This window comes from Steroidobacter gossypii (genome assembly GCF_016801985.1).
Lineage (GTDB): Bacteria > Pseudomonadota > Gammaproteobacteria > Steroidobacterales > Steroidobacteraceae > Steroidobacter > Steroidobacter gossypii.
Map to the genome: position 1 here is coordinate 52,327 of NZ_JAEVLS010000003.1, position 25,237 is coordinate 77,563.

General features: G+C 60.0%; 23 protein-coding genes. 21 read left to right on the forward strand and 2 right to left on the reverse strand.

All coding sequences use genetic code 11. The features are described 5' to 3' along the window. Positions 1-157 precede the first annotated feature (157 nt). Positions 158-511, forward strand: coding sequence for a MarR family transcriptional regulator (locus JM946_RS14210; protein ID WP_203167956.1), 354 nt, complete (start codon positions 158-160; stop codon positions 509-511). A gap of 78 nt (positions 512-589) precedes the next feature. Here JM946_RS14210 and JM946_RS14215 read toward each other — a convergent pair whose 3' ends face one another. Together JM946_RS14215 and JM946_RS14220 are read right to left on the reverse strand one after the other, a co-directional pair. Then, entirely contained in the window at positions 590-1,588 is a 999-nt protein-coding gene (locus JM946_RS14215; RefSeq protein ID WP_203167957.1) for a relaxase/mobilization nuclease domain-containing protein, read from the reverse strand. Then, positions 1,569-2,114, reverse strand: a complete 546-nt coding sequence (locus tag JM946_RS14220) for a plasmid mobilization protein (protein WP_203167958.1) — start codon at positions 2,112-2,114, stop codon at positions 1,569-1,571. The genes JM946_RS14215 and JM946_RS14220 overlap by 20 nt, the downstream gene beginning before the upstream one ends. 453 nt (positions 2,115-2,567) lie before the next feature. On the opposite strand from JM946_RS14220, the gene JM946_RS14225 reads away from it, so the two are divergent. The 20 genes from JM946_RS14225 (at position 2,568) to JM946_RS14320 (ending at position 25,153) form a co-directional block, all read left to right on the forward strand. Next, entirely contained in the window at positions 2,568-2,972 is a 405-nt protein-coding gene (locus tag JM946_RS14225; protein ID WP_203167959.1) for a hypothetical protein, read from the forward strand. A 46-nt stretch (positions 2,973-3,018) separates the two neighbouring features. Then, on the forward strand, positions 3,019-3,858 hold the full coding sequence (locus tag JM946_RS14230) for a DNA adenine methylase (protein WP_230979730.1): 840 nt from the start codon (positions 3,019-3,021) through the stop codon (positions 3,856-3,858). A gap of 2 nt (positions 3,859-3,860) precedes the next feature. Continuing rightward, on the forward strand, positions 3,861-5,042 hold the full coding sequence (locus tag JM946_RS14235) for a metallophosphoesterase family protein (RefSeq protein WP_203167961.1): 1,182 nt from the start codon (positions 3,861-3,863) through the stop codon (positions 5,040-5,042). Further along, positions 5,039-6,898, forward strand: a complete 1,860-nt coding sequence (locus JM946_RS14240) for an ORC-CDC6 family AAA ATPase (protein ID WP_203167962.1) — start codon at positions 5,039-5,041, stop codon at positions 6,896-6,898. The genes JM946_RS14235 and JM946_RS14240 overlap by 4 nt, the downstream gene beginning before the upstream one ends. 2 nt (positions 6,899-6,900) lie before the next feature. Then, a complete protein-coding gene (locus tag JM946_RS14245) occupies positions 6,901-7,851 on the forward strand; it encodes a hypothetical protein (RefSeq protein ID WP_203167963.1) in 951 nt (316 codons plus the stop codon). Between the two features lie 1,017 nt (positions 7,852-8,868). Continuing rightward, a complete protein-coding gene (locus JM946_RS14250; protein ID WP_203167964.1) occupies positions 8,869-9,192 on the forward strand; it encodes an ArsR/SmtB family transcription factor in 324 nt (107 codons plus the stop codon). 260 nt (positions 9,193-9,452) lie between these two features. Continuing rightward, positions 9,453-10,181 (forward strand): arsenical resistance protein ArsH, encoded by a 729-nt coding sequence (arsH, locus tag JM946_RS14255; protein WP_407700549.1) that lies wholly within the window; start codon positions 9,453-9,455, stop codon positions 10,179-10,181. 107 nt (positions 10,182-10,288) lie between these two features. After that, entirely contained in the window at positions 10,289-11,407 is a 1,119-nt protein-coding gene (gene soxC / locus JM946_RS14260; protein WP_230979750.1) for a sulfite dehydrogenase, read from the forward strand. Positions 11,408-11,441: 34 nt separating this feature from the next. Further along, positions 11,442-11,957, forward strand: coding sequence for a c-type cytochrome (locus tag JM946_RS14265; RefSeq protein ID WP_203167966.1), 516 nt, complete (start codon positions 11,442-11,444; stop codon positions 11,955-11,957). 144 nt (positions 11,958-12,101) lie between these two features. Further along, positions 12,102-12,446, forward strand: coding sequence for an ArsR/SmtB family transcription factor (locus tag JM946_RS14270; protein WP_203167967.1), 345 nt, complete (start codon positions 12,102-12,104; stop codon positions 12,444-12,446). 147 nt (positions 12,447-12,593) lie between these two features. Next, entirely contained in the window at positions 12,594-13,097 is a 504-nt protein-coding gene (locus JM946_RS14275; protein ID WP_203167968.1) for an arsenate reductase ArsC, read from the forward strand. 68 nt (positions 13,098-13,165) lie between these two features. After that, a complete protein-coding gene (gene arsB, locus JM946_RS14280) occupies positions 13,166-14,281 on the forward strand; it encodes an ACR3 family arsenite efflux transporter (RefSeq protein WP_203167969.1) in 1,116 nt (371 codons plus the stop codon). Positions 14,282-14,540: 259 nt separating this feature from the next. Then, positions 14,541-14,870 (forward strand): DUF2607 family protein, encoded by a 330-nt coding sequence (locus tag JM946_RS14285; protein ID WP_203167970.1) that lies wholly within the window; start codon positions 14,541-14,543, stop codon positions 14,868-14,870. Between the two features lie 169 nt (positions 14,871-15,039). Continuing rightward, positions 15,040-16,251: a zinc metallochaperone GTPase ZigA gene (gene zigA, locus JM946_RS14290; RefSeq protein ID WP_203168613.1), complete on the forward strand. Its 1,212-nt coding sequence runs from the start codon at positions 15,040-15,042 to the stop codon at positions 16,249-16,251. Between the two features lie 63 nt (positions 16,252-16,314). After that, positions 16,315-18,417 (forward strand): TonB-dependent siderophore receptor, encoded by a 2,103-nt coding sequence (locus tag JM946_RS14295; RefSeq protein ID WP_203167971.1) that lies wholly within the window; start codon positions 16,315-16,317, stop codon positions 18,415-18,417. Beyond that, entirely contained in the window at positions 18,414-19,385 is a 972-nt protein-coding gene (locus JM946_RS14300) for a DUF5829 family protein (RefSeq protein WP_203167972.1), read from the forward strand. Before JM946_RS14295 ends, JM946_RS14300 begins: the two co-directional genes overlap by 4 nt. 8 nt (positions 19,386-19,393) lie before the next feature. Further along, positions 19,394-21,583: a TonB-dependent receptor gene (locus tag JM946_RS14305; RefSeq protein ID WP_203167973.1), complete on the forward strand. Its 2,190-nt coding sequence runs from the start codon at positions 19,394-19,396 to the stop codon at positions 21,581-21,583. Positions 21,584-21,675: 92 nt separating this feature from the next. Next, the gene (locus JM946_RS14310; protein ID WP_203167974.1) at positions 21,676-22,380 is read left to right on the forward strand and encodes an ABC transporter ATP-binding protein; all 705 of its coding nucleotides are present in this window, start codon (positions 21,676-21,678) and stop codon (positions 22,378-22,380) included. Beyond that, entirely contained in the window at positions 22,377-23,792 is a 1,416-nt protein-coding gene (locus JM946_RS14315) for an ABC transporter permease (protein ID WP_203167975.1), read from the forward strand. Before JM946_RS14310 ends, JM946_RS14315 begins: the two co-directional genes overlap by 4 nt. After that, positions 23,789-25,153, forward strand: coding sequence for a DUF3526 domain-containing protein (locus JM946_RS14320; RefSeq protein ID WP_203167976.1), 1,365 nt, complete (start codon positions 23,789-23,791; stop codon positions 25,151-25,153). The genes JM946_RS14315 and JM946_RS14320 overlap by 4 nt, the downstream gene beginning before the upstream one ends. Positions 25,154-25,237: the final 84 nt, after the last annotated feature.

Genomic DNA, 25,237 nt, shown 5'->3' on the forward strand with positions numbered 1-25,237 from the left:
TCCAGTTAGGCTGATCGTGGTTAGGCGCTCGGTGGTGTTACCGCACTGCCGAGCGCCGCTTCTCGCTTCAAATACTCATAACGCTGTGATCTCTACTCTGCCCTTCGATGCGCTGGTCTCGACTTTGCCTCGCCTGGGTCAGTAAACTCCGCCGCTGATGCGCAGACGTCTCACAGACGACGCCGACACGCGCCTTTATCTTTCGAGGTTTCTGCAAGCTGCTGCTCAATCGGATCTGACCGTGTACGGCGTGCCGCTGCTGCTTTACATCTCGGCACACCCTGGTGGACGGGTTCCGTACAGCGAAGCCCTGGCTGAGTTGGGACTCAATCGAGGGCAGATGGAGCGTGCCATCGCGGCACTGATCGATGCGAAGTTGATTGTCCGTGCGGACAGTCATGACGACGCTCGTCGAGTGGACCTACAGATAACCAGAACGGGCGAGGGCGTGATCGACAACCTAAACGACCGCGCAGAGCGCAAGAAAAATATGTTCGACAAACGAACATAAAAAGCGCTTGACAATTTTGTCCGGAATTCAGACATAAATTGACTATAGTCCTCCGATGGGTGGAGCGCAAGACGGGCATCAGCGAACTAACGGCTTATCTCTCCCTGACGGCTCACGGACTTGCTCTATCAGATCAGCCGCCAACCATTGCTTGTCCGTGCGCGGCGGGGGCATCTGATCCACGAATCTCGACACTCGATCGGCAAGCTGATGCCTTCCCTCGGCCGCGAGAAGATCGCGCACCGCATGCCACCCTCGCACGATCTCCCGCCTGGTTCGCTGTAGCCTCGCGGTGCCGGACTGATCGAGAGCGCCAGACCTTAGCTCGCGCACTACGTCGCGTACCCGCGTCGCCATGTGCGATGACTCGCCTCTCTGCGCGGCCCTGAAAATGGAATCCAGCTTTGACGTACGGCTTTGCCCGCGAACGCTGCGCGTCGTGGCGTTCGCCGCGACGCCTCGCCCTCGAAGTTGACGTGCGAACTCCGAGCGCCAATGCCGTAGCGTCTCCTTACTTATATTGAGCCGCACGCCCGCTTCACTGACCGCCTTCACGACGACATGCACGTGAGGATGGGGCTCGTCCGTGTGCAATACCATCGCGTACCGATGCTTGCGGCCGAACTCCTCGCGAGCGAAGTCGTGGACGGCCGCGAGGACCTTCTTGGGTGGCGTGCCCGCCGGCATGGAAAAGATGATCTTATGGACCAGCTTCGGCGGCTTCCGCCGATTGAAGGCGAACAAGTCCCGGTGCTTGCGATCCTCGTCCATATCCAAGTCCCAATCCCGGATGATCTGCTGACCTGCGTCCTTGCCAACCAACCGCTCGCCGTCGTCGGTCTCAATTTCCAGGTCGCCACGCCGGCCGATGTAATCGAAGTGCGCAGCCACGCCGCGGCTTGAGCTTGAGCCGCGGCCGCTGGTTACCTTGACCATCACTTCAGGGGTGCGCGAGACCGTCCGGCCGATCAGAGCGATCTGAGCGGGCGACAGATACATCCGCTTGCCCGACCCTGCACGGCCATGACTGCCGATGTCCAACCAGGGCTCGCCGCCATCAAGTCGAAACGTCTTCATCCCCAGTCCTCCATGAACGCGCATTGGCCTTGACCAAGTCCTTGGTGTGTTCGCGCAGCGCTTCGCACGCCTTCAGGATCGCGAGCAGATCCCTTCGGGTGGGTCCGCCTGCGCCTTGATGAGACAATCGCGTCAGCTGGTTGAGGTTGCGGCCGATGGCGCCGATCTCGGCGACCGACTGCTTGAGCGCCATCAGTTCGGCTTTGGGCAGCGGAGAGAGGTTTCGCAGGTGAGCGCGTACAAGAACAGATATATACGTCGCCACCGCCATCTGCCGAGACGCCGCCCGCTCAGCGAGCAGCAGCTTGTCGTCTGGATGCAGCCGGACACTCGTGCGCGATCCTCGCAACCGTCGCCCTGGCACATTCAGAACGTCGGCGTCGATCTCACCAGCGTCACGCATCGCCGAATCAACGAGCCACTTCAGCAACGCGGACTCGGTCATCTGCCGCCGTTCCGCGAGACTGCGGAAGCGAGTTTTCATCTCTGGCGAGACGCTCGCGGCGATGAGGTGCGCGGTACCCATGGGCCACAGTCTTAAAGAAAAGCGGCCGCAGTAATATCCTGCCTTTCGCTCAAAATTCGGCGAAAGTGGGCCTTGCTTTGGCCGAGAGTCAGGCGGTGGCCGATTTCCGACTCGGGATTTCATCCCCAGGCGGATGCTGGGGGAGCGAGCGCGGAATTCCAGCTTGGACGGGTCTTCGGCCAGCGAGCGCCAGGTCGATGTGCCCCCTCAGGGTAGGCCCGGACCGATACCCGTGCCGGCGCAGCCCTTTCCGATCGAAAGCCTCCCGGACCGGGACGTGGTGCAGTAGCGTGGGGATAGGCACGGCGTGGAGACGGACTTCTCATGTAGCCATGTCGCCGCGCTCGTAAATAGGGGGTGAGGCCGAAGCGTGACGGAGACCGTTGCATGTAGAATAGGGACAGGAGATCCTAGAGCATAAGTTCAATAGAATAACGATCATGGAGTCCGTCCATGGACAGCTGGGTTGAACTCTTCGGGGCCGTCACCGCGCTGCTGACGGCGCTGTCTCAGAAGAAGCAAGCGGACGAAGCGCACGTTGAGCAGACGCTCCAGGCTTTGAATTCGGCCTATTACGCCACAGAGGGCTACTTCGCTGCGCTCCAGGAGGGTGGCTTGCCGTCACAGGAACGGCAATTTCAAGTGGCGCAGAGCTGGGACAACGCGTCCCATATGGTTCGCCGCTATGATCAAAACCTCGCCAGCCGTCTGAGTCTGAAGAGTCGTTTTTGGCGGGAGGGAGCTGCATGGACGGAGGAACAGAGAGAGCAGGCCAATATCGGGCTTGCAGCGGTTCGGCGCGATGGTCGATTGCTTTTGATGCCAAAATTTCGCCGCAGTAAGAAGAAGTCTCGCTAATGCGGCTAGTCTATCTGCCACTAGCTGGTTGAGATCCCGTTCGACGATGACCGTTAGGCTAGTAGACCAGCGCAACCGCCATGCGGGTTGCGACGGAGCAAAGCCCATATTGAGGTGGGCGGGAAGCAAGCGCCTATTGCTTCCCAAGCTTCTTAGCCTCGCGCCGCGAGAGTACCGTAGGTATATCGAGCCGTTCTGCGGTTCGGCCTGCTTGTTCCTGGCTCTCAACCCGCCGAAATCCATTCTCGCGGACCTAAATCCGCATTTGATATCCACGTACAAGCAGGTGAAGTCGCGGCCTACCGATGTGGCGGAGGTAATGGCGTCGTGGAGCGCCACTCAGAAGGAGTATCTCCGGGTGCGCGGCGCATCCATGACGACCGCAGTCGAGAGGGCCGGCCGGTTCCTCTACCTTAATCGCTACTCGTTCAATGGTGTCTATCGCGAGAACCTCAAAGGTCAGTTCAATGTTCCGTTCGGCGGGGCACGCAAGAACGGTCAACTTGCGACTGTTAGCGAACTGATCGCCTTCTCGCGCGCCCTGGCTCACACGCGCCTAGTTTGTTCAGATTTTGAGGACGTTATTGCGGAGGCGAAAGCCGGCGATTTCCTCTACCTTGACCCGCCGTACCATTATGGAACAGCACGAAACAGGGGCGAGTACGGCTACGGCGCATTCTCGTCCGCTGACGTAGACAGGTTTGTGAGTTCAGTAGCAGCGGCCAGCAAGCGGGGCGCGCAAATACTGATCTCTTACAATCGCGCACACCAACTGAAGAAGGCTCTGAAGGGATGGGCGCTTGCCCATTGCTCGACAAGGCGAAGCATCGCTGGTTTTACACAATCAAGACGCGTAGTCCGCGAGTACTTGCTGCGAAATTACTAGGCATGACCTCTACCTTTCGATTGGCCGTACTTAGTGACCTCCATGCAGCGCCAAAGAGTGCCAACGCTGCTGCGACAGACGTTAAGCTGTTTACGGATCAAGAGCACATTGCTGCTACCGAACATCCGATCGGCGGATTGAAGGCACTGATTCAGAGGCTCGGGCTATCTGCAGATGCGGTCGTGTGCCCCGGAGACATGACAAACAAGGCGAACGCTCAAGCCCTGGTGTATGTTTGGAAAGAGCTTCACGAGATCAGTTCGCAGTTGGGCGCGAGCGGAATAGTGGCAACTGTCGGGAATCACGATGTCGATTCACGAGGCCACTCCCCTGATGGCTTTCCACGTGAGTCACTGATGAGGCTAGTGCCTCCCTTCCCCGCAACCGATCAGAGCTTGTCAGATCGATACTGGGCGCATGGGTTCTGCTTTCAGCAAGTGGGGTCGGCCCGCTTTCTTGTGATAAACACTTGTTGGTTGCATGAAGCTCGTGACGAACTTGAGCGCGGCGTCATAACAGACTATTCGTTAGAGCGGATCGAGAAGCACCTCACAACCTCGCCGAAATCATCCTTGAACATTGCGGTGTGCCACCATCATCCGCATGTCCATTCTGACCTAAAGCTAGGTGTGGACGATGTAATTCGTAATGGCCAGCGCTTCCTCAATATGCTGGCGGACAATGGGCAATGGATGGTCATCCACGGGCACAAGCACCATCCAAAGATTGAGTATGCGCAAGGTGAGTTTCGGCAGCCGATCGTTCTCGCTTCTGGAAGCTTTTCTGGAAGGCTCGAAGGTGACAACGCGTTAGTTTCAAAGAATTACTTTCACATTATCGACATTCAGCGCACAAGTCCAAGATTGGCCGGGCAAGTGCGCTCTTGGAACTGGATTCCGGGCTTAGGATGGGCGGAATATGCAAGCACTCCTCCGGGCTTTCCTTCCCGAGCTGGGTTCGGCAGTTCAACTGCTGTTGACAAGCTTGCTCAGGAAGTAGCGAGCATCATCGGATCGCGGGCAGCGATTCGATGGGAGGAGCTAACACAACAGCAGCCGGAGCTTGCGTTCCTGATGCCCAAACAACTCCGCGCTCTAATCTCCGACCTCAGGGATACTCATAACATTCATACAGTGTATGACGACCTTAATTATCCAAAGCAAATGGGGCCAGAGCTTTCATGAGCAGCGTTGAGCCCGAAGCCTTCTTTGATCAGTTTAATGCGAAATATCTCGAACCTGAGCAGGTGGCTGCGGGATACGTCTACTCCAAACATCTTGAAGACCTATGTGGTCACTACAACGCAGTACTTATCGGCCCCAGAGGAAGCGGAAAGACGACCCTCCTGAAAATGCTGCAACCGGCGGCCCTGGATGCATGGAAGGGACCGCGCGCCGACAAGTTTCGAAGCCGGATAAACTATAGCGGGGTTTTCATTGCTTCGGACATTAGCTGGTCGCGGCAGCTTCGAGCGCTCGGATACGGGAAGCTAAACGAGGATAATCACCGCACCCTGGTCCTAGCCTGCTTCACAACCCATGTGCTGCATGCAGTCCTAGAGACCATGGTTTCACGGACCAGCCAGTCAGCGAGTTTCAAGGCTGTTCGGATCTCTGGTCCTGAAGAAGAAGTCTTAGCCAAGCAGTTGCTGAGCGAACTTCAGCTTGCGGCGCCTCTTCCGACTTTGATCGCAGTCAAGCAGGCATTGCGCTCTCGCTTGTCCACGATACGGCAACTCGGGAACAGAGGCAGCCTGAAGAATCAAGTCGACTTTCAATCTGAACTGGCCGACCTGAGATTTCTTCATCTCGACTTCCTTGATCTTTGCTCCAACATATCGTCGCTATTCAACGATGCAGTCGGCGAGAAGGACGCTCGCTGGGCGCTTCTCTTCGACGAACTAGAAACCGCCCCAGATTGGATAGTTGATCAGCTGTTTACAGCGCTGCGAGTGTCGAACCCAAGAGTCTATTTAAAGCTTGCAATCAGCCCAGTCTCGGCAACCGCCTACCGCTCACTCATGTCCGTAGACGGCGCTGCCGATCGACATGACTACAAAAACATCCCTCTCTGGTACACTGACAAAGTTGATGCAAAGGGCTTCTGCGAAGACGTATGGCGGTCTTTGACATCCAAAGCGGGGCTGTCTGTCAGTGCTCGCGAAGCGCTCGGCCCTTCGGCGTTCGAGCCAGTATCTCCAGAGCAAGTAAGGCTGCGAAATCCGTATGCCGCTGGTGGGTATTGGCATCGCATTTTTCAATCACTTAGATCGAAGGACAGAACATTCGCAGCTTTCTTGCGTGCACGTAACATCGATCTCGATCGATTGGCTAACGCGGACCAACAAACTAAGGACGCGGTTCTGCGAAGAGCGGCGCCTATTGCGGCCGTTCGAAATTTCTATCTTCACGAGGATCGCCTGGGTAATGTCACAGCCAGGCAGCGCAAGACCACCGCTCTATACGCTGGGGCGGAATCCATATTCGCGGTTAGCGAAGGAAATCCGAGGTGGCTGATTGGTCTACTAACGCCGATGATCTCCTTCATGGTTGAGAATCGGACTAAGCGAGTTCCTCCTGCGGTGCAGGCAGAGCAGATCGATAATGCGGCCGATCGCTTACTCGCTCTTCTACGCACGATTCCAGTCCCCTCTGAGTTCGAGACCGATTCCGCGCTCGGCCTCAATAGAATCGTCGGAATGATCGGCGTGCAACTTCATAACGATCTGATGGACAAGAATTTTTCTCTTGATCCTCGACTTTCATTTGTTGTCGATAAGGCGGTGAAGAGTTCTACAGTTCAGCTACTCTCGTCGGGCATAAACAGAGGTGCGGTGATCCTCGTTGCGGGCACGCCGGCTCAATCTGTAGTTGGAGATATGCAAGGAGTGGTGCTAAGGCTCAGCTACTTGCTTGCAGCCAAATACGGCCTTCCCTTGCGCAAGGGAAAGGCTACTAACTTGTCTCTGTTGGTGGAAGGCCCGCCACCTCCCGCGCCTCCGCCGCCTCCGGAGCCGCAGCTTAAGCTCTCAGGTCTTTAATCATGCCGCTCAAAACTGCCAGCACTCAGCAGTTCGAGAACATCCCCGCAAGCGTCGATTTGTTGCTTTGTGCTTGCGGCTACGAGAGTCGAGCGATTCACGTCGCAAGCAGGGCTTCCACTCTCGCGAGGCGGAAGTTGGCATTTGGGTTCGACTCGCAGCACGAACTGTACTACGAACAGAACAAGGCATGGTTTCAGAGTCAAGGATTTGTTGTTCGGGACGTATCGGATACTGAGTTTGATTTACACATTCAACAAGCAATATCCGACGCGTGCGTGGCGACAGCAACACCGATGGTTGTCGTGGATGTCTCCTGCATGAACCGAGTCAGGCTCGCACACTTAGTGAACGCGTTGAATAGCTCGACGGCTAACGTCATCGACGTCATGTTTGCATATAACCTGGCTGAATACTCGGCGCCGTCACTCGATGAAGCGCCGACAAGCGTCGCCGAGCCAGTGATTCCAGAGTTTGCTGGATGGACTACTTATCCAGAGAGGCCGCCGGCGGCATTAATCGGGCTAGGTTACGAACAGAGCCGTGCCATTGGGATTGTCGATCACTTGGAGATAAACAATGCCGCTTGGGCCTTTATTCCGCGTGGCCCGATTGATGAGTATTCGACCAGCGTTGATACGGCGAACCAATCACTCTTCGATATGATTCACGTGGATGGCCGGAAGATTCTTTACGACGTCATGAATCCGGCATCGCTCTTTCGCGAGGTGAACTCGCTCGTGGAACTGCTCAAGCAAATCTACAATCCGATACTCATTCCGTTTGGCCCAAAGATCTTCGCGCTGGTCTCCCTACTCGTCGCCTCGCTGCACGGGGAGGTAGGGGTCTGGCGCGTAAGCAGCGGCACCATGGGAAAGGCTACAGAGCGAGCTGCATCTTCGTACACCACCGTGCTTCGGACAACATTTCAGAGGGATGCGGAAAGAACATAACCACACGGTCGAGGTTTCCCGATGCGAAGCTCCACACACGAGTCAACATTGCTCCCGAAATGGAGTCGACGTAACTCGCTTTACGTCTACGACCAACAGGCCGGTGGCAAAATGCTGCTCCTCCTTTCCAACCCGCTCAGGGAAATTCACTAGATTCGAAGTGGGGCCGACAAAATGGGGACAAGCGTTTTTTATTCGTTGCAAGTCTCTGAGAGAAACGGTGCTTTAGTTTCCCAGATCCAATCCATCGTTATCGGGCATGTTAGCCGTGCATCGAGCGCCTATTGAGCCAACCGGGAACGGCCCAGGACATCGGCCCGTCACGCTGTTGGCTCGACGGGTCCACAGCTTGGCATACTCCATCTTCGGCCGTTCTGAAAAGAACGCGCCTAGCAGAACGTGCAGGCTGCGGAGGACGAAGCGGGTGTATGCACACGACTCGTTCGGCATACCCCCGTCAAACTGCCATTCAAGAACAAGCCGCGGCGAGTCGCATTTGAAGCTGAGTCGAGTGCCACCAAGGAGCAACCTTGGTGGCAAATCTGGTGGCAAATCGGGGGAGAGTGGGGTGTCTGAGGGGATTTCGATCAGCGACGGATCAACAACTTATTGATCTACTTACGCCTCCGGCGGGTTCGAGTCCCGTCCGCTCCGCCAGTCCTTTGTGAGATTCTCAAGCCACTCGCGCGTCCTGCGCGGTGGCTCTGCTGGCAAACCCGCCAGCCAGTGCTCAGCTTGGCTTTCATCATTCCCCCCGATGATGCTCGACTGCATCGCTGCCGATCCGCCTGCAGGTCCGTTGGCAGCACTTCCTTCAACCACAGCGGACTGCTGCTGATATCGCTCGATGCTGAGCGTTCGACGCTCGGGTCGATCTTTGCTTCGCACGCGCAGACATAAGCGCACGCCGCTGGCCCATAACTTCCGCCGCAACCATTCAACTGCGATGTGCCTGCGTTGACGGCGGAGAACGCCTGGGATATTCTTAATTCGTCGAATTACGAATGAGTTGCTCGCTTGAGTTCCAATGCCGCGCAATGCAGGGCCCCGAAGCGATCCCCGTCCCGCCGCAAGCTGGATGAGGAGACGCTCGCGAGCTTGTGCAAGGCATTGGCGCATCCGGCACGCGTGAAATTGCTGAACTATCTTGCCGACTATGGCACCTGCTACTTCGGCAAGCTCACTGACATCTTGCCGCTGGCGCCCTCGACGATTTCTCAGCACGTGTCCGTGTTGAAGGAGGCTGGCCTGATCCTTGGATCTGACGACAACACGCGCACCTGCTATTGCGTCAATGCCGAGCGGTTAGATGAGTTGAAGGAATTGATCGCCGCGCTCTGATCCTTTGTTGCCGATATTCGTAATTCGACGAACTACGATGGAGTGGGATGATGACTCTCAACGGCTCTGATGTGCCCTTGCCCGCCAAGCGGGACAGCTCCTCGCCGGCTGCAGCTGCTCCATGTTGCGGCGGACCTGCCACCGCCAACAGTGGCGCATGCTGTGCAAAGGACGAGGAAGCGAAAGCTTCGGGAAGTCAGGGTTGCGGGTGTTCGTCGAGCGAAGCCAGCCCGGTAGCAACGGCAGGTTGCTGTACTGGCGTGGCCACTAAGCTTCCAAACATCGTGCGAGAGCACTTTCAAGTTCCAGATCTCTCGCGGTTGCAGCCACGACAAATGCAGCACGCTCCGCGACTCCTGGTGCTGTACGGGTCCACGCGCCAGCGCTCGTTCAGTCGCTTTCTTGCGGAGGAGGCGGGCCGATTGCTGGTGGCCTATGGAGCGGAGGTGCGCTTCTTCAACCCTTCCGGCTTGCCACTGCCCGACGACGCTCCCGACACTCATCCGAAGGTTCAGGAACTACGGCAGCTGGCAGACTGGTGCGAGGGCATGGTCTGGAGTTCTCCCGAGCGACATGGAGCGATGTCGGGAATCATGAAAGCACAGATCGATTGGATCCCTCTGAACTCCGGAGCCGTGCGTCCGACGCAAGGCAAGACGCTCGCTGTCATGCAGGTGTCAGGTGGATCTCAGTCCTTCAACGCGGTGAACCAGATGCGCGTGCTTGGTCGATGGATGCGCATGCTCACCATTCCAAATCAATCGTCGGTGCCGAAAGCATTCCAAGAATTCGATGAGCACGGCCGCATGAAGCCGTCCGCGCTGTACGAACGAGTTGTGGACGTTACCGAGGAGCTGATGAAGTTCACCTTGTTGACGAGGGGCGTTTCCAGTTATCTGGTCGACCGGTATAGCGAGCGCAAGGAGAGCGCTGCGGAGTTGGCAAAGCGTGTGCAGCTAAACCAGGCAGTCACGGGATTGGGGCGATGAAAACAGCAGTGGACAATATGCACGCCAAGCAACTCACAAGGCGCTCCTTCGTTGGAGCCGGTTCGATGGCAATCGCGGCGATCCCTGCGGCAGTCAGTGCAGAAGAAATGCGCACGCTGGGGGCAGCGAGGCGAGAGTACGGCGAAAGATCGCAGTTCGAGCGCTCCGCTCGCCTGTTTCCGCCTGCATCTTCTACGCCCATGACCGGAGCGAGTCGTTCGCCCCTTCAGGATCAGTTTGGAATCATTACGCCGTCAGCCCTGCATTTCGAGCGGCACCATTCCGGCGTACCCACCATCGATCCGGCAACCCACGAGCTTGCAATCCATGGGCTCGTGGAGCGACCTCAGCGATTCACGATGAGCTTGTTGAAACGGCTGCCATCGGTGTCCCGCATACATTTCATCGAGTGCGGCGGTAATGCGGGGCGCGAGCATCGGGGCAACTCTGGCGCCACGGTCCAGCAAAGTCATGGACTCGTCAGTTGCAGCGAATGGACCGGTGTTCGGCTGAGTACATTGCTTAGGGAGGTGGGCCTCAAACCCGCCGCTCGATGGGTCCTCGCCGAAGGAGCGGACGCGTCCCGACACGCTCGAAGCATTCCGCTGGCGAAAGCGCTGGAGGACGTTCTAGTCGCCTACGGACAGAATGGCGAAGCGCTTCGACCCGAGCAGGGCTATCCATTGCGGCTGCTGGTGCCGGGATGGGAAGGCAACGTCAGTGTCAAATGGCTGCATCGGCTGCACGTCATCGATCAACCCATGATGACGCGCGACGAAGCTGCGAGCTACACGGATCTGATGCCTGACGGCAAGGCTCGCGCTTTCAGCTTCGAAATGGAGTCCAACTCAGTGATCACGTCGCCGTCCGGCGGCCAGCAGGTCGAAGGCCGCGGTTGGCTGGAAATATCGGGTCTAGCGTGGTCTGGTCGCGGGCGCATCGAGCAAGTCGATGTCTCGACTGATGGCGGGCGCACGTGGCGACAAGCGGAGCTACAGGCACCAGTACTGAGCAAAGCCTTTACGCGGTTCCGCTTGCCGTGGCGCTGGGATGGGCAAGAAGCAGTGCTGGTCTCTCGATCCAGAGACGAGACCGGCTACGTCCAACCAACGCGGGAAGCAATCGTAGCTGCGCGCGGCATGAAGGAAGGGCCTGATGGCTTCAACCACTACAATGGAATGAAGCCTTGGAAGATCACCCGTGAAGGCATGGTGACCCATGTTTAGGGGACGCACGTTCCTGTTGTTCCTTGTGGCGACAGTGGCCGCCGCCGATCCAGCACCGCAATCGTCGATCGACGGTGCAATCCGATACGGCCTGGGCGAACCGTTGACCACCGATCAGATCGCGGCACTGAACATTTCCGTGCTGCCGAACGGCGAAGGACTGCCCGAGGGCAAAGGCTCAGCGCGGGAGGGTGCAACAGTTTATGCAACGCACTGCGCGGCCTGTCACGGGGATGAGGGTGAAGGGCGAGGTGATTTCGTCGCTCTGGTAGGTGGTCAGGGCACACTGTCATCGACTCAGCCCGTGCTCACGGTGGGCAGCTACTGGCCGACGGCGACCACCGCGTTCGATTACATCCGCCGAGCCATGCCGTACACCACTCCTGGTGTGCTCACCGCAGATGAAGTCTACGCGGTGACTGCCTGGATCCTGGAGAAGAATCAGATCATCGCCCCAGGAACTGTCCTAGATCGGCGCACGCTGCCAAAGGTGCGCATGCCGAACAAAGACGGGTTCCTGCCTGATCCGCGCCCCGACGTAGCCCGTTAGGGGCTGAAACATCAAGAGACCCCGTCCGAAGTTCCTGGCGTGCATGACCGGTGGCACGCCAGGCACGAAGATGACGATCCGGTTACGGCTTCATGGAAATCGCCGGGGTGGTTTCGTCAAAAACAATTCCATAGAATTGGAAGTATGAAATCCGACGATGCAGTCCTGGCACTCGGCGCTTTGGCGCAGGAGTCACGCCTTGCGGTATTTCGGCTGCTGGTCAAACGCGGGCCCGAAGGCTATTCCCCTGGCGATCTGATCGAGAAACTCGGCATTCCCGCCCCCACACTGTCGTTTCACCTGCGCGAGCTGCAGCGGGCCAAGCTGATTGGCGCGCGTCGGGAAGGTCGCTTTCTTTATTACAGCGCTAACTTTGACCGCATGAGGGGATTGATCGATTTCCTCACGGAGAAGTGCTGTAGCTTGTCCGACACTGAGTGCGACAGCGCGTGCGTTCCGATTCCGGTAGCGCGTCGGCGCCGCGCATGAGCGCGGGTCTGCTGACGACCACGGCCATGCGTTTTTCCGGGAACTCGGCTATCGGGTCGTTGCGCGATCGGAAGCACCTGCGGCGATGCAATCCACGACACAGTTCAGTGCGCTGTGTCCGTCCACAGCAATCTCGATGGTGAAGCCATGACTCAGCCCCGCTACAACGTGCTCTTTCTGTGCACTGGCAACTCGGCCCGGAGCATTCTTGCCGAAGTACTGATCAATCGCTGGGGCGCTGGAAGATTCGTCGGGTACAGCGCGGGCAGCTTCCCAAAGGGCGAGGTCAACCCCCTGACCCTCCGGTTTCTGCAGCAGGTTGGGCTGCCAACGGCTGGGCTGCGGAGTAAGAGCTGGGATGAGTTCGCGCGCCGGAACGCTCCGCCGCTCGATTTCGTATTCACGGTGTGTGATCAGGCAGCTGGCGAAGTCTGTCCAGTATGGCCCGGCCAGCCGATTACCGCGCATTGGGGAGTGCAGGACCCGGCGGCGGCCGAAGGCACAGATGACGAAAAGCTTGCGGTGTTCAACAAGGTCTTTCGCGAACTGGAGAGCCGCATCAAGATCTTCTGCAGCTTGCCGCTTGCATCACTCGATCGCGTCCGCACCAAGGAGCATGTGGACGAGATCGGCAGGAGCACCGCTGAGTGAATCCGACATCTGCCGCTTCCAATCCACTTCCCGAACGCCGCCATGAGTGATCGTCCCTGGTAAATCGTATGGCTGAAGCCATCACCCGCAAACTCTCATTTCTGGATCGGTACCTGACCCTCTGGATCTTCGTTGCGATGGCCGTCGGCCTCGCGATCGGCCATTGGTTCGAAGGTGCGCCCGCGCTCATTCAACGGTTCGACGCTGGCACGACCAATGTGCCGATCGCGATCGGGCTCATCCTCATGATGTATCCGCCGTTGGCGAAGGTTCGTTACGAGCTGCTGGGGCGGGTATTCGCCGACACGAAGATCGTGCGCCTTTCCCTTCTGCAAAACTGGCTCATCGGCCCTGCGCTGATGTTCGTGCTGGCGGTCATCTTCCTGCATGACTTTCCCGAGTACATGGCTGGCTTGATTCTCGTTGGCATCGCACGATGCATCGCGATGGTGCTCGTGTGGAACCAGCTTGCCAAGGGAAGCAGCGAGTACGGCGCCGCGCTCGTCGCGCTGAACAGCATCTTCCAGATCCTGACATTCAGCCTGTATGCCTGGGTTTTCATGACCGTGCTGCCGGACTGGCTTGGCCTGAGCGGCACGGCAGTCGACGTCAGCATGGGAGACATCTTCAAGAGTGTCCTGATCTACTTGGGCATCCCATTTGCCGCGGGATTCTTGAGCCGCCGCCTGTTGGTCGCATTGAAAGGAGAGGACTGGTATACGAGCATCTTCCTGCCGCGTGTTTCTCCGATCACGTTGATCGCGCTGTTGTTCACCATCGTCGTGATGTTTGCTCTGAAGGGCGATGCCATTGTCCAGATTCCGCTGGACGTGCTGCGGATCGCAGTGCCGCTGATGCTCTATTTCGCGCTGATGTTTTTACTCAGCTTCTTCATGGCTTACCGTCTTGGCGCCGACTATGAGCGCAGCGCCACCGTGGCGTTCACAGCCGCGGGAAACAATTTCGAACTCGCAATCGCCGTCGCGATTGCTGTGTTTGGCATAGGTTCAAAGGTGGCCTTTGCAGCAGTGATCGGCCCGTTGGTGGAGGTTCCTGCGTTGATCGGGCTCGTCCACCTGGCGCTGTATTTTCAACGGCGGTTCTATCACGGCGCGCCGCAAGCGCCCGCACCTGCTCCTTTGGTATCGTCCCAACCAAGTGAGGCGGGACCGGTTCGGGAATAGATCCCTGGAGGCAGGAGATTTCCGCCGGTCAATGCGCTAAGCGCTGCTCGAAGCCCGACTCTCAGCATCCCAGGCACAGCGCGGCCGCGAGCGCGAAGCTGAATCAGCGCTACAACCGGCGCGTGGCGAGCAGAAGCGGCAGGCGGCTCATGGTTGAACGAACCAGGATGCGAACGGGCGCACGGAATATTTGCTGTCGAGCGGGCACTGGCCGAGGCCCTGTGCGGCGTGGTAAGTTCTCCGCAACTCGACGCAACACATGCGCGCTATGCCAGGCGATCGTCAGCACTTCTTGCTACGGAATCGCCGCCTGAGAAATTGGGCGGCGATGTTCGCCGTGGTCGCGCTGGTCGCATGGGTGATCGAGTTTGCCACTCACCTGCACGTCGGCCACGAAGCTCAGGTCTCAGGACAGACCTCGCATTTCTGTGAGATGTGCGCGGGCTTTCAGGCCGGCGCCAGCGCAGCTGTATTGGCGCACACCATCCCCAAGTTGCAGCCGGAGCGGATTCAAGAAACTGCCGCTCTACCTCAGCCGCGGCTGCAGCTCATCTGTTCCTACCGTAGTCGCGCACCTCCCCACGCCTGATCCGGGCGGTATCGTGCTGAATTGCTGACGAGTCGCGCTGGCCACAGCGCGACTTAGGTTTGCTATTCGGCCGCATCCGCGTTCGCTCCATCAACCGAAGTTTTTCGAAACATCGAACCGTGCGCGCCATGGCGGCGCGCTCGTGGGTGAGGTCATGAACAAGGAATCCATCCGGCGCCTGCCGGTGACGGTGCTGTCCGGCTTTCTGGGCGCCGGCAAGACCACTTTGCTCAATCACGTCTTGCGCAATCGCGAAGGCCGGCGCGTCGCGGTCATCGTCAACGATATGAGCGAGATCAATATCGACGCTGTGCTCGTGCGCGATGGCGGCGCGGAGCTGTCGCGGACGGAGGAGAAGTTGGTGGAGTTCACCAACGGCTGCATCTGCTGCACCTTGCGCGACGACTTGCTTGCCGAAGTGCGACGCCTCGCCGAGGAGCAGAGGTTCGATTACCTGTTGATCGAATCCACCGGCATCTCCGAGCCCATGCCGGTCGCGGCGACGTTCGCGGTGCGCGATGAGCAAGGCAACAGCCTGTCGGACCTCGCCACCCTGGATACGCTGGTCACTGTGGTCGATGCTGCTTCACTGCTGAATGACTTCTCATCGAGCGACCTGTTGCGCGATCGCGGCGAGTCGTTGGGCGTGCAGGACGAGCGGGCGGTGGTAGACCTCATTACCGATCAGATCGAGTTCGCGAATGTGATCGTGTTGAACAAACTTGATCGCCTTGGGGCCGAGCAGAGGCGGCAGGCGCGCGCCCTGGTGCGCGCCCTGAACCCCACTGCCAACGTCATCGGCAGCGAATGGGGACGGGTGCCGCTCGGAGTGATCCTCAACACCGGCGCATTCGACTTCGAGAAGGCGCAAGCCGCGCCCGGCTGGGCGCGTGAACTGCGCGGCGAGCACACACCGGAATCCGAAGAGTACGGCATCAAGAATTTCGTGTATCGCGCCCGCCGGCCTTTTCATCCGCAGCGACTCATGGAGCTATTTCATAGCGATTGGCCCGGCGTCGTGCGCAGCAAGGGATTCTTCTGGCTCGCGACACGCATGGAATGGGTCGGAGAGGTGTCACAGGCCGGCGGCATGCTTCAGCACAAAGCCGTCGGCTTCTGGTGGGCGGTCGCGCCCGAGGCGGATCGTCAGCGGGCGCGCGAGTCGATCGAGGACTGGGATCCGAACTTTGGCGACCGGCGTCAGGAGATCGCGATCATCGGCATCGGCATGGACGAGGCGGCGCTGCGACGCCGGCTGGATGCGTGCCTGCTCACCGATGCCGAAATGGCCGAGGGCATTCGCGCGTGGCGGTCTTTGCCTGATCCATTCCCGGAATGGCGGGTGACGGAGTCTGACGCGGCGGATTCAGCAGTTCACTGATGTGCGAACGGCCTGTTGCGCCCTTGGGCGACCTATAACCATTACAAACATTGAGGAGAGAGGATGCGTCATGTCACGGCATGCGGGCTGATTGCGTTTGCGTCGGCTGCTCAGGCCCAAGAAAACATACCGCTGGAAGCTTCGGTCGACGAAGAGGTCGTTGTGCTCGGAACGCGTGAGCAGGGCTATCGTGCGACGGTCGCGCCCCTGACCAATAAGTCCGACACGTCCATCAAGGAGACGCCCTTCTCGGTTCAAGTCGTCACGCACGAGCTGATTCGCGACCGTGGCATCACCACCGTCGGTGAGGCGCTGCGCTACGTTCCAGGGTTCAGTCCGCAGGTGGGTTTCGGCGCATCGAACGACCGCTTCTACATTCGCGGTTTCATCACCCCCTACAATCTCAAGAACGGTTTGCGACGCTCCGCGTATGCGCCGGACGAACAGCTGCAGAATGTCGAGCAGGTCGAAGTCCTCAAGGGGCCGGCCTCCGCTCTCTATGGTCGTTTCGAACCGGGCGGCGCCGTCAATTTCGTCACCAAGAAACCGCTCGACACGCAATTCCTCGAGATCGGTGCGCTGTACGGTTCGTTCGACCAGCACCGGGTGATGCTGGATACCTCGATGCCACTAACGGATAGCCTGGGCGTGCGCGTCAATGCCTCGCACGACGAGCGCGACGGTTTTCGGGACTTCACCTTTACACGCGATACATTCATCGCGCCCGTCGTGCAATGGCGCGCGGGAGCCGATACCACAGTGACCCTGGAAGGCGAGTACGCGCACAAGCGGGGCTACTTCGATCGCGGTTTCGCCAACGATCCTTTGTTTCTGCAAGCGCCCCGCGAACGTCAGTTCGGCGAGCCCGACGCACTGTATGAGAACGATGGCGGCCTCGCCAGCCTGTTTGTCGATCACCGGTTTTCGTCGGCGCTGTCCGGCCGTGTCGCGTTCGGCTACTCGGACTTCACCAAAGATGCCTTCTACTACGCCTTCGGATTTCCGCCGGTCAACCGATCCGATCCCGACCGGCCGCTGATCAATCGTCGTCCCAGCCTGGCGTGGGATCGGCAACGCGATCTGACGGCTCAGGCGGAGTTGTACGCGCGCTTCACGAGCGGGACCCTCGAGCACAAGGCACTGATCGGTGTCGAGCGCAGTTATGACCATTGGCGTTTCGACGTGCTGAATACGCCGTTCGGGGTGAATCTTCCCATCGATTTTCACAACCCGGTCTACGGACAGCGAGCGACGCCGACCGTGCGCACATCCGACGGCGATTGGAACAGCGACACGGTGGCAGTCTATGTGCAGGACGAGGCGAAGCTCGGCCCGGTCCGTGTACTGGGCGGCCTGCGCTACGACTGGAACGAGCTCGAAAATCAAGATCACCTGGTTGGTGGATCGTCCGACACGACCGACCGCGGCGCGGCCAGTCCGCGCGTGGGTGTCACTTGGACGCCTCACGACGCCGTATCGATCTATGGCAGCTGGTCGCGTTCGTTCCGCGCTCAAGTCGACGTCGGACGCCTGCGTGACGGCATGTTGCCGAAGCCGCTGATCGGCGAAGCGTTCGAGGCGGGCGTTAAGACGAGCCTTCTGGGTGGGCGGCTGACACCGACTTTCGCGCTGTTCGACATCGAGCGCCGCAACGTCGCCGTTTCGGATCCAGAGGACTTCGACGTTGTGATTCAGATCGGTCGTTCCCGATCTCGCGGCGTCGAGCTCGAAGCGCCTGCCATCATCAGCCCGCAGTGGCGCGTCATCGCCAACTACACCTTTCTCGACACGGAAGTGCTGGAGGACAGCTTCGTCAGCCCGGGCGTGCAACTGGTGAACGCTCCGGAACATTCGGCGAGCCTGTGGACAACTTACGACCTGAGCGGAGCGCTCAAGGGCGCCAGCATCGGCCTGGGAGCGCAGCACATCGGCCGGCGCGCCGCCAATACGGACAACAGCATCGATCTGCCGGCCTATACGCGTGTGGACTTTAATCTGGCGTATGAATTCGATGCCGGCATGGGGCCGCTGCGCGCGCAGTTGAACGTTCTGAACCTGTTCGACGAGTTTTACTACGACAGCGGCGGCGCATTCATTCCGATGTATCCAGGTGCGCCGCGCACGGTGACCGGCAGTGTGACGTGGCGTTTTGGAGCCAGGAAATGACGCTGCTTGCACCACTGAGCAACTCCACGTCGGCAGGCACCGGACGTCCCGGCAGGACCGCTCGTCCGAGCTGGTTCGGCTGGCTGTGCATGATGGCCTTCGCAGTGTGCGAAGCGGAGCAATTGCCGCGCGACGCTGGAGCGCTCGAAGGCAAAGTCGGCCTGAACCATGTGTACGTGGTTCTGGATGAAGAAACATTTGCGGCCGCGCGCGATAGCGAAGTGTTGCTGAAGGAATTCGCGTCCGTCGACACGGGTCTGCCGACGTTCGCGCCGCCCCAGGCAGATAGTCAGCGGCTCTACATCAGGGGCAAGACGACCTATGTGGAGTTGCTCGGTCCACGCAACCCGTTCAACGAGCCGGTAGGGAAGGTTGGCCTTGCGTTGGGCGTGGACGCGCTGCCGCTGCTGGATGTGGTGCAAGCTGCATGGAGCGCAAGCCTCGGCGCCGCCGCTGACCGATACAACGTGGAATGGAAGAGGGCGACGCCGGCTCGGCCGTGGTACGAGGTCGTCCAGCATCGCAGCACGAGCGCCAATCCGCATCTCGTTGTGTGGGCGAGCGCTTACCGCTCTGAGTTTCTGCCATGGCTGTATCCGCAGCGGCCCGCACATGAAAACCGCGGCTCCCGCGCCGACTTCCTTGCTCCGCTTTTCCGGCCGGAGCGCCTGTTCCAGGACGTGACCGCGCTCACCATCGCCGTTCCGGAAGAGCTTCGCCAGCAGATCGCGCGACAGCTGCAGGCTGTGGGTTACCGACGCACCGAGCGAGGCGAAGGACTGGAGCTGCAAGGTGCCGGCTTGACGTTGACGCTGCTGGCCTCGAGCGCGCATCGGCAAGGCTTGCTGTCGATGACGGTGGCGATGAATCGGGAGGGCGCCGCGGATATCGCCTTGGGCGCTCGCTCTGCGATCGAGTTCGACACCCGTTCGGCGCTGTGGCGCTTCCGAAAGGAAACCTGGCAATGAGGGTCCCTGTGAAATCACCTGGGGCGAGCCATTCGGGCGCGCCGCGTTTTCGGGGCGCGCTCGGTTGGGTACTGCTGACGCCTTTTGCGGTACTCGCACAGAACGCCAACACGGTGGAGGAGGTGGTCGTCACGGGAACCAAGCGCGACGCCACGCTTCAGGACACCGACGTGTCCATGACGGTGCTGGATGAGGACGCTATCCAGCAGGCGCGCCTGCGCGACGTACGTCGCATCGATGATCTCGTGCCCAATGTGGCGTTCAACGAGAAAGGCCAGCTCGGCGGCATGTTCGTGACGATCCGCGGCGTGGAGTCAAATCCCTTCATCATCAACCGCGCGGCTGTTTATATCGACGGGATCCCCTTCAGGGAACTGAGCAATGCCGTACTCAATCAGGTCGAGTCGATCGAGGTACTGCGCGGACCGCAAGCGACACTGTATGGCGCCAATAGCGAATCGGGCGTGATCGTGGTGCGCACCAAGGCGCCGGGCGATGAGTCGCAGGCGCAGTTGCGACTGACGGCGACGGATTTTTCGTCCGGCTCGGGCCTGGAGACCGACGGGTTCCTGACCGGCCCGATCCTTGGCGATACTCTTTCGGGTTCACTGTCCTTCGTTGCCTCGAAAGAAGACGCGTTCACGAGAACCCTGACTTCATCCATCGGCGAACCGGGCGAGATCCGGGAAGGATTCCTGCAAGGGCGCATCCGCTGGACGCCGAACGATCGGCTGACGCTTTCGGCGTTGGCCTATTACCTGCAGACCGATGCGCCTGGAATGTTCAGCTACGAGTACCTCCCGAAAGATCTGGGGCTTTACAACGCCACTTACGCAAGCATGTTCAACGACGGGCGACGAGCGGACAAGTTCACTTCGCTCAACGACGCGCCCAAGCATCACGATGAACATGAGACGGTGCTCGGGGCCAGCCTCACGTATCTGCTGGATTCGGGAAAGATCGACGCCGCCGCGTCCTACCGCCGGGAGAGATCCGACTCGCGCGGATTGGATTTCGATCTGACCGCATCGCCCATCGTCGCCGGCGCGGAGAAAGATGGCGATGAGTTCTGGAACGCCGAACTGCGCTACTCCTCGCCGAGTGGCGAAATGTTCGAGTACATGTTCGGCGTCGCCGTCTACGACGAGTTCAAGAGCAACACCAAGGGATCGTTTCTCGGCGCGGGAAACCTTCGCTCCTACGCGTATGCGCCGTGGCAGGAAGCCGAAGGCAGGGACTACAGCGCGTTCGGTACGGCAACTTACGCGGTACCCAGCCTGCCGAAGCTGAAAGTCAGCGCCGGGTTGCGTTATGACCACGCCGAACGCAGCACGCTGCAAAGGGAGGGCACGCTCGATCTGGGTTTCGGCTCGGTGATTGCGTATCCGAACGCCGATCTGTCCGCTGATTTCGAAGTGGTTCTGCCCCGCATCGCCTTGCGCTATGAGGCGAGCGACGACCTGACGTGGTACGGCTCGATGGCGCAAGGTTGGGTGCCGGGCGGTTTCAACCTTGCGGCGGTCCAGGCGGGCTTCACCGATCCGAACATTCTGCTCTATGACAAGGAAACGCTGTGGAGCCGCGAGTTGGGCTTTCACTGGCGCCGCCCCGGTCTGCGCACCTCGGGCGCGGTGTTTTACATCACTTCGGACAATTGGCAGGACATTCAGGTCGCGAGCGACGCCAACGGGCGGCCGGTCTCTTCCGACTTCATCAGTTCCGACGCTTCGATCAGAAGTCGCGGCTTCGAGCTGGAGGGCCAATGGGATGTCACCGCCGAGCTGTCGTTGATTGCCCATGTTGGCTACGTGGACGCCAAGTACCTCGATCTGCAGGTCGACGACGCGACCAACGCACGAGGCAAGCGCGTTCAGTTCGTTCCCGAATACGACAGCTTGCTGGCCATGAGATATGCATGGCCGAGCGGCTATTACGTTCGGGCAGAAGCGACGGGCACCGGAGAGATGTCACTGGAAGCTCGCGGCCGCGCGGTACAGCCGGCGGTCGCAATGTTTGGTCTGCAAGTGGGCCTCGAGCGACAGCGATATTCGGTTCGCCTGTTCGGCGAAAACCTGAGCAACGAGCGGCGCATGAGCGGCCTGGCGGTCGAGAATCTCGCCTTCGGTACCGATGGCAACTTCTACGGCCCGCTGGACGCGCCACGTATCGTGGGCATCGAGATGGAAGCGAAGTTCTGATCTCGGATACAGCCAGTTCTTGTTGGCAGGCGCGCCGCGTCGATCGGCGTGGAAGAAAACAGCGGTCAAGACCCTTGAAGAGGAATTCATCGATGCTCGAATGTCAGCAACTGACCAAGCGCTTTGGCGAGCGCCTGGCGCTGGATGCCCTGGATCTGAGAGTCGGCGGCGGGGAGATTTTCTGCCTGCTCGGCGCGAACGGCGCCGGCAAGACCACCACCATCAACCTGATGCTGGGCTTTCACACGCCAACCTCCGGCACAGTGCGCGTTGGCGGTGTCGATCCGGCGGCCGATCCGCATGCGGCCCGGGCTTTGCTCGCTTACATCCCGGAGCAGGTGAACCTTTATCCGTTGCTCACGGGGCTGGAGAATCTCGAGTACTTCGTGCAGATCTCCAACGGCAGGCGGTACTCCCGGGACGATCTGATGGGCTACTTCACTCAGGCCGGCTTGTCCTCGGCCGACGCGGGACGACGCCTCGGCGAATATTCCAAAGGCATGCGCCAAAAGGTGGGCATTGCCGTCGCGCTCGCCAAGCAAGCGAAAGCCTTGCTGCTCGATGAGCCGCTGTCGGGGCTGGACCCGAAGGCGGCCAACGAGTTCTGCTCGCTGTTGATTGCGCTGAAGGAGCGAGGGACCGCCATTCTGCTCGCGACCCATGATCTGATGCGCGCCCGGGATATCGGCGCGAGAGTGGGCATCATGCGCGCTGGGCGGATGCTTGCTCAGCGAGACACGACCGAGTTGACGCACAACGAGCTGGAGCAGGTCTATCTGGACCTGATGCGCGCATGAACAACTGGATGCTCACGACACGCAGCGAGCTCCGGCAAATGCTTCGCGATGGCCGCGTTCGAGTCGCGTTGCTTACATTGCTTGCGTTGTTCGCCACCACGCTGGCGGTGGGCTCCGCTCAGCAGGCGCGCTATGACAGCAATGTTCGTGAGGCGGTCAAGGCCGATCGCAGCATCTGGGAACGGCAAGGCGCCCGCAATCCACATTCCGTGGCCCACTTCGGTCAGTATGCGTTCAAGCCCGCCGGCGCGATCAGCTTGTTCGATCCCGGCCTCACGCCATGGTTGGGCACGGCGTTGTGGATGGAGGCGCATTACCAAAACACCGCCGCGTACCGCGCCATCGACGACCAGGTGGCGCCGACCCTGATTTCAAACCTTTCGGCTGCCTTCGTCCTGCAGTATCTGGCGCCCTTGCTGCTGATCTTTCTGGGGTATGCGCTCATCGCTCGGGAACGCGAGCGCCACACGCTGAAGCTCGTGCTCGCCAATGGTGCTTCGCTGCGAGCGTGGGCGGGCGGCAAGTTCTTCTCTCTGCTGACCGTCGCGGCGGCGCTGTGGCTGCCGTCACTCGCGCTCGTTGCAATCGCCGACAGCTCGGATGAGAGGGCTCGTTCAGTGATGCTGGTGCTCGCGTATGCGGCGTATTTGATCATGCTGTGCGCTTTGACGTTGGCGGTCTCCGCCAAGGCACGCACCGCACGTAGTGCGCTGCTCGCACTGCTGTGTGGCTGGGTGGTGATGGCGCTGGTTATTCCCCGTGTCGCAGCTGTCGTTGCCGAACGGGCCGCGCCGAGCGCGGACGCCGGCCAGTTCTGGCGCGATGTGCGCGCAGCGTTGCGTCAGGGCGTCAGCGGCCACGACCCTGCCGATGCCCGCGAGAAGGCATTGCTGGAAAAGACACTGGCCGAGTACGGCGTGACTCGCGTCGAAGATCTTCCAGTCAGCTTCGCCGGCATCGCCTTGCAGGCGGGCGAAGAACACGGCAATGAGGTGTTCGACCATTTCTACACGCAATTGCGGGCAGCCGAAGAGCGGCAACGCACCGTACTGCGCCTCGCCTCGCTCGTGTCGCCTTGGATCGCACTTCGGGGACTGTCCTCGGGCATCGCCGGCACGGACGCCCAGCATCACTCCCACTATGTGCAGGCGGCGGAGAATTACCGCCGGGAGTTACAGCGCTATCTCAACGGGAACGTGACCCAGAACGCCAAGGGCAAGGATTCCGACTATCAGGCCGATGCGCTGACGTGGCGACAGACTCCGGTGTTTTCATATCGAACGCCGACGTTCCGCGAGTTGGGTGCTGACTACCTGCCGGATGCTTTATTGCTGTTGGCTTGGATCGTGCTGTCGATAGTCGCCCTGACCGTCGCTGTGCGTGGACTGGTTCGAGAAGGGGCGCTCGCATGAGTTCGGTGGCAAGGTTGGAAGTCGCGCAGCTGACGCGCAGTGGCTTGATCCGCAGCGTCCTTGCTGTGTTCGTGCTGCTGACCGCATTCGCCTTGTGGGTGGGCGTGCAGGAACAGCAGCGATGGACAAGCTCCTTCACGACGGCGCGAGCTGAAGCCGAGCGACTCAATGCTCGGGAGCAGGAGAACGTCCGGTTGCAGCGTCAGGAAAGCTTCAATCCACCGGGAGCGCCCGCCGGCCAATTCATGGATGCCAGTTTGCCGCCGGCGCCGGGCGTGATCGTCGCCGTGGGCGATGCCATGCAGCGGCCGGTGTCCGCGAGCATCAACTCCAACACCCGGGCAGATACGCTGTTCAAGAACACGGAGACGGGGAGTGCATTGTCCGCTGCGCTCGGCACGCTGGACCTCACCTGGGTCACGATCGTGCTGTTTCCATTGCTGGTGATTGCGTTGACGCACGATCTGCTCGCATCGGAACGTGATGCAGCTCGTCTCGGTCTGCTGCGCGCCCAGGCGGGGTCGTTGGGCCAGTTGATCGCGCGCCGCCTGGCAATCAGGGCTTGCCTGCCGTTGCTGATCATCACTGCAGGCGCCGTGGCGGCCGGATTTCTCGGCGCGAATATCGGCGTGATCGCTTCCTGGTGGCTCGTCGTGTGCTTGTATCTGGTGCTGTGGAGCGTGGTCGGTGCACTGGTAAGTGTTCGCGCCAGCACGGCTCAGTCCTCGGCTGCCATCTTGCTGCTGCTGTGGCTCGGCTTCGTCGTGCTGTTGCCGGCCCTGGTGACTCTCACGGTGGAGCGAATGGCGCCGGTGCCATCGAGGCTCAGCCAGGTCATCACAATGCGTGAGGTGCAACTCGGTTTGCAACAGCGAACATCGGAACTGCTGGATCGGTATCTCACGGATCACCCCGAGTTATCCGGTGCGAGCCGCAGCGGCTTCGCACGTTCCTCCTTCGTCGCGCACCGTGAAACGGAGGCACAGCTTGCGCCTGTCATGGCGCGGTACACGCAAGTGCGGCGTGAGCAGGGCGCATGGGCGGCTGCTCTGTCCTGGATCTCTCCGCCCATGCTGTTGTATTTGAGCCTGACACACGTGGCCGGCACGGACGGCACTCGCCACGAGACATTCGTCAACCAGGCAAACGAGTTCGCGGCGCGGTGGCGCGAGCAGCTTCGGGATCGGCTGTTCCTGGATCGAATGCTGTCGCCCGAGGAGGTCGCGTCGTTACCGAGATTCACGTTCGAGGAGCCGAGGAGTTTCGGTCGCGTGGGGGTGGCGATTGCTTACCTGATCGTATTGATCGGTGCGGCAGCGATATGGCTGTCGCGCACGCTCCGGGATTCACAACTTCGCTGACGCTTTGCTAGGACCGCGCGTCACCGGCGAACCGGTGCGGGAGGGGCACATCGGTTCGCCGACAACTAACAGGGCCCATTCGCG

Excerpts from the sequence above, each read along its gene's own strand:
- JM946_RS14210 (WP_203167956.1), top strand. The coding sequence starts at position 158 with ATGCGCAGACGTCTCACAGACGACGCCGACACGCGCCTTTATCTTTCG.
- JM946_RS14215 (WP_203167957.1), bottom strand. The coding sequence starts at position 1,588 with ATGAAGACGTTTCGACTTGATGGCGGCGAGCCCTGGTTGGACATCGGC.
- JM946_RS14220 (WP_203167958.1), bottom strand. The coding sequence starts at position 2,114 with ATGGGTACCGCGCACCTCATCGCCGCGAGCGTCTCGCCAGAGATGAAA.
- JM946_RS14225 (WP_203167959.1), top strand. The coding sequence starts at position 2,568 with ATGGACAGCTGGGTTGAACTCTTCGGGGCCGTCACCGCGCTGCTGACG.
- JM946_RS14230 (WP_230979730.1), top strand. The coding sequence starts at position 3,019 with ATGACCGTTAGGCTAGTAGACCAGCGCAACCGCCATGCGGGTTGCGAC.
- JM946_RS14235 (WP_203167961.1), top strand. The coding sequence starts at position 3,861 with ATGACCTCTACCTTTCGATTGGCCGTACTTAGTGACCTCCATGCAGCG.
- JM946_RS14240 (WP_203167962.1), top strand. The coding sequence starts at position 5,039 with ATGAGCAGCGTTGAGCCCGAAGCCTTCTTTGATCAGTTTAATGCGAAA.
- JM946_RS14245 (WP_203167963.1), top strand. The coding sequence starts at position 6,901 with ATGCCGCTCAAAACTGCCAGCACTCAGCAGTTCGAGAACATCCCCGCA.
- soxC (WP_230979750.1), top strand. The coding sequence starts at position 10,289 with ATGCGCACGCTGGGGGCAGCGAGGCGAGAGTACGGCGAAAGATCGCAG.
- JM946_RS14270 (WP_203167967.1), top strand. The coding sequence starts at position 12,102 with ATGAAATCCGACGATGCAGTCCTGGCACTCGGCGCTTTGGCGCAGGAG.
- JM946_RS14275 (WP_203167968.1), top strand. The coding sequence starts at position 12,594 with ATGACTCAGCCCCGCTACAACGTGCTCTTTCTGTGCACTGGCAACTCG.
- arsB (WP_203167969.1), top strand. The coding sequence starts at position 13,166 with ATGGCTGAAGCCATCACCCGCAAACTCTCATTTCTGGATCGGTACCTG.
- JM946_RS14285 (WP_203167970.1), top strand. The coding sequence starts at position 14,541 with ATGCGCGCTATGCCAGGCGATCGTCAGCACTTCTTGCTACGGAATCGC.
- JM946_RS14295 (WP_203167971.1), top strand. The coding sequence starts at position 16,315 with ATGCGTCATGTCACGGCATGCGGGCTGATTGCGTTTGCGTCGGCTGCT.
- JM946_RS14300 (WP_203167972.1), top strand. The coding sequence starts at position 18,414 with ATGACGCTGCTTGCACCACTGAGCAACTCCACGTCGGCAGGCACCGGA.
- JM946_RS14310 (WP_203167974.1), top strand. The coding sequence starts at position 21,676 with ATGCTCGAATGTCAGCAACTGACCAAGCGCTTTGGCGAGCGCCTGGCG.
- JM946_RS14315 (WP_203167975.1), top strand. The coding sequence starts at position 22,377 with ATGAACAACTGGATGCTCACGACACGCAGCGAGCTCCGGCAAATGCTT.
- JM946_RS14320 (WP_203167976.1), top strand. The coding sequence starts at position 23,789 with ATGAGTTCGGTGGCAAGGTTGGAAGTCGCGCAGCTGACGCGCAGTGGC.